The organism is Caballeronia sp. M23-90, assembly GCF_053574605.1.
The window spans coordinates 1-3,747 of sequence record NZ_JBSIPA010000570.1 but is presented as its reverse complement, the minus strand read 5'-3'; the positions used below and the strand labels follow the sequence as shown (position 1 = coordinate 3,747).

Here is a 3,747-nt window from a genome sequence, read left to right as displayed (position 1 = left end):
TTGCCGCGACCGGAGCCGCCGCGACCTCACCGGCGCGCTAGGCGCGGGAGAAGCTGGCGTGATGCCCTTGACCATCGCTTCCTGCTTGGGCTTCACTTCCTCGGTGCGCTTGCTGTAACCCGTTTCGGATTCCAGTTCGTGCGCGGCTTCCTCGGCCATCTTCCACGATGCACGCGGCTCGTCCAGACGTGTATCGTCGTGACGCAGGCGTTCCAGCTTGTAGTGCGGCGTTTCGAGATGCTTGTTCGGGATCAACACGACGTTGACCTTGAAACGCGACTCGATCTTGTTGATTTCCGAACGCTTTTCGTTCAGCAGGAAAGCGGTGACTTCCACCGGCACCTGGCAATGAATTGCCGCGGTGTTTTCCTTCATTGCTTCTTCCTGAATGATCCGCAGCACTTGCAGCGCGGACGATTCGGTGTCACGGATATGGCCGGTGCCGTTACAACGAGGGCAGGTCACATGGCTGCCTTCGGACAACGCCGGACGCAGGCGCTGACGCGACAGTTCCATCAAACCGAAGCGCGAAATCTTGCCCATTTGTACGCGCGCACGATCGTGCTTCAACGCGTCTTTCAGGCGCTGCTCGACTTCGCGCTGGCTCTTGGCCGACTCCATATCGATAAAGTCGATCACGATCAAGCCGCCCAGATCGCGCAGGCGCAACTGGCGCGCGACTTCGTCGGCGGCTTCGAGGTTCGTGCGTGTCGCCGTTTCCTCGATGTCCGCGCCCTTGGTCGAGCGAGCCGAGTTCACGTCGATGGCAACTAGCGCTTCCGTGTGGTCGATCACGATCGCGCCGCCCGAAGGCAACGGCACCGTGCGCGAATACGCGGTCTCGATCTGGTGTTCGATCTGGAAACGGGAGAAGAGGGGTACGTCGTCGTGATAGCGTTTAACTTTGCTCAAGTTATCCGGCATCACGATGTCCATGAAGGCGCTGGCCTGGTCATGGATCTCGGTGGTATCGATCAGGATTTCGCCGATATCCGGCTGGAAGTAATCGCGGATCGCGCGGATCACGAGGCTGGATTCGAGATAAATCAGCATCGGCTTGCCGGCTACGCCGCTTTGCGACGCCGCTTCCACCGCGCGCCACAATTGCATCAGGTAGTTCAAATCCCACTGCAGTTCTTCAGCCGAGCGGCCGATCCCTGCCGTACGCGCGATGATGCTCATGCCTTCCGGCAAGTCGAGCTGGGCCATCGTTTCGCGCAATTCCTGGCGTTCGTCGCCCTCGATCCGGCGCGATACACCGCCGCCACGCGGGTTGTTCGGCATCAGGACAAGGTAACGTCCGGCGAGCGAAATGAACGTGGTCAGGGCCGCGCCCTTGTTGCCGCGCTCTTCCTTCTCGACCTGGACGATCAGTTCCTGGCCTTCGCGCAGCGCGTCCTGGATGCGCGCGGAGCGCATGTCCACGCCGTCCTTGAAGTACTGGCGGGCAACTTCCTTGAACGGCAGGAAACCATGGCGGTCTTCGCCGTAGTTCACAAAACAGGCTTCGAGCGACGGCTCGATGCGGGTGACGACTCCCTTGTAGATGTTGCCTTTGCGCTGTTCGCGCCCGGCGGTTTCAATGTCGATGTCGATGAGTTTTTGCCCATCGACGATAGCGACGCGCAATTCTTCTTGCTGCGTCGCGTTAAACAGCATGCGTTTCATTGGACGGCTCCAGAGCGGCTCTGCCGGCCCCCGTCGAGCGAATTCGCGCGTTTGTCAGTCGCGTGAAGCAGGAGGGCGGGCGCGCCGCGCTTATGTGTTTGTTGTCACAAAGCACGCTGGAGCGGGAGTTCTGGCTCGGAGAATTGCCTGGAGCGGGCTTTGCCACCAATGTGCGACGAGATGCGTCGCGACAGGCAGAAAGCCCTGGGCACATGCGAACAGGTTTGACACGCCGTGATTCGACGGCTGTCGGCTTAAGCGGCACAGCACTGCGGCTCGACGTCCGTCAAACGAATCGAGGAGCCGGCAGCGCAGCCAGCAGCAGCCGGATGCATCCTGCAGCAGTCTCTTCCCAGCCGGCGTTTTCTGCGCAACAAAATGTACAAGCAGCGCAATCCAGCAAAACCGCCAGGCTTTCTTCAAAACTGCGGCAGACTGCCGTTGTGGCTTCTCAGGCGCTCGAAGCGCCCGATAACCGCGTTGGGTGTCTCACCTTATGACAATGTCCGCCACGCTTCGCCCGTTTCAGCGCAGCTTGCAGCAGACCCTTGTTTTCTTCGCTACGGCAAAGAGCCGATGTTCCGTTCACCCAATACCTGGTACCCGCCCAATATCGTCTCGATACCTGCCTGATACCCGGGGTCGAATCCGGAAATAAGCCGAATAAAAATCGGCCTTCATCAACTCACGCCGATAAAATTCTTGATCGCCAAAAATCCGTTACCGTGTCGGCGATCGACTCGACCGAACGCGCCTGTGGGCACCGTCCCTGCCGCGCGATATCGCCGTGCGTGCAACTCGTTACTCCGTTTTCCGGGTGAGCAACTGGCCCTGGGCGCAAGTAAAATAACGGTTATCCGCTTGCACCTGTACAGTCTGAGACATCCGGCCAGCTTAGTGGCTTTTTCCAGACTGTCCGCAAATTATATTCAGAATGAATGAGTTAGGCAAAACATCCCATAAAAAGGTCGCAAGCGAACAGGTCTCGATGATCGAGATCGACGAAAATGCGGCGGGTCAGCGCATCGATAATTTTCTACTTCGCGTCTGCAAAGGCGTGCCGAAAAGTCACATTTACCGGATTTTGCGTAGCGGTGAAGTTCGTGTGAACAAAGGGCGCATCGACGCGGCATATCGGCTGGAAATGGGCGACCTGGTGCGCGTGCCGCCTATCCGGACCGCTCAACTGGACGAGACACCCGTTTCTTCCAATGCGCCCGCGGCCGAATTCCCCATACTGTTTGAAGACGATCATCTGATCGTCATCGACAAACCCGCCGGTGTCGCTGTTCACGGTGGCAGCGGCGTAGCCTTCGGTGTGATCGAACAATTGCGCAACGCGCGTCCGCAGGCAAAGTTCCTTGAGCTGGTGCATCGGCTGGATCGCGAGACGTCCGGCGTGCTGATGCTCGCGAAGAAGCGCTCGGCGCTCGTGAACCTGCACGAACAGATGCGCGAAAACAAGATCGACAAACGCTATCAGGCCGTCGGTCACGGCGACTGGCTGGCGGGCTGGGGACGTCGAAGGATCGTGAAAGAATCCTTGCACAAATATCTGACGCCCGAGGGCGAGCGCCGCGTGCGGGTTCAGGACGACGGACTGGCATCGCACACGGTTTTCAACCTGATCGAACGTTTTGACGAATACGCGTGGGTCGAGGCCGAACTGAAAACCGGCCGCACGCACCAGATCCGGGTGCACATGGCGCACATCGGCTTGCCGATCGCCGGCGACGCCAAATATGGCGACTTTGCGCTGAACAAGAATCTCGTCCGCCCGAACGCCGATCCGTCGCTCAAACGCATGTTCCTGCACGCTTTCCGGCTGAAACTCGTGCATCCGTCGACGGGCGAGACATTGCAGGTCGAGGCGCCGCTGCCGGCCGAATGCAAACGGTTTATCGAACAACTCAAACAATCTTCCAGAGAGACACAGTAAATGGCGCGTCAGCAATTCGACCTGATTGTCTTCGACTGGGACGGCACCCTGATGGACTCCACGGCGCACATCACGCGCAGCATCCAGGCCGCAGGCCGAGACCGATCACGTAGCTGGCGGCTTCATCGGCGGGAACGGGC

General features: G+C 59.2%; 2 protein-coding genes. One reads left to right on the top strand and one right to left on the bottom strand.

Going from position 1 to position 3,747, the window contains the following annotated elements; genetic code table 11:
* On the bottom strand, nucleotides 1-1,668 hold a 1,668-nt coding region (locus ACRXB1_RS32670; RefSeq protein WP_449494381.1), incomplete at its 3' end, for an Rne/Rng family ribonuclease.
* A gap of 934 nt (nucleotides 1,669-2,602) precedes the next feature.
* Between ACRXB1_RS32670 and ACRXB1_RS32665 the strand changes: the two genes are divergently transcribed.
* Nucleotides 2,603-3,607 carry an RluA family pseudouridine synthase gene (locus tag ACRXB1_RS32665; RefSeq protein ID WP_061999959.1) on the top strand — a complete coding sequence of 335 codons (1,005 nt, stop codon included), beginning with the start codon at nucleotides 2,603-2,605 and terminating at the stop codon, nucleotides 3,605-3,607.
* Nucleotides 3,608-3,747 lie beyond the last annotated feature (140 nt).

Coding starts and splice junctions, on each gene's coding strand:
- ACRXB1_RS32665 (WP_061999959.1), top strand. CDS start 2,603: ATGAATGAGTTAGGCAAAACATCCCATAAAAAGGTCGCAAGCGAACAG.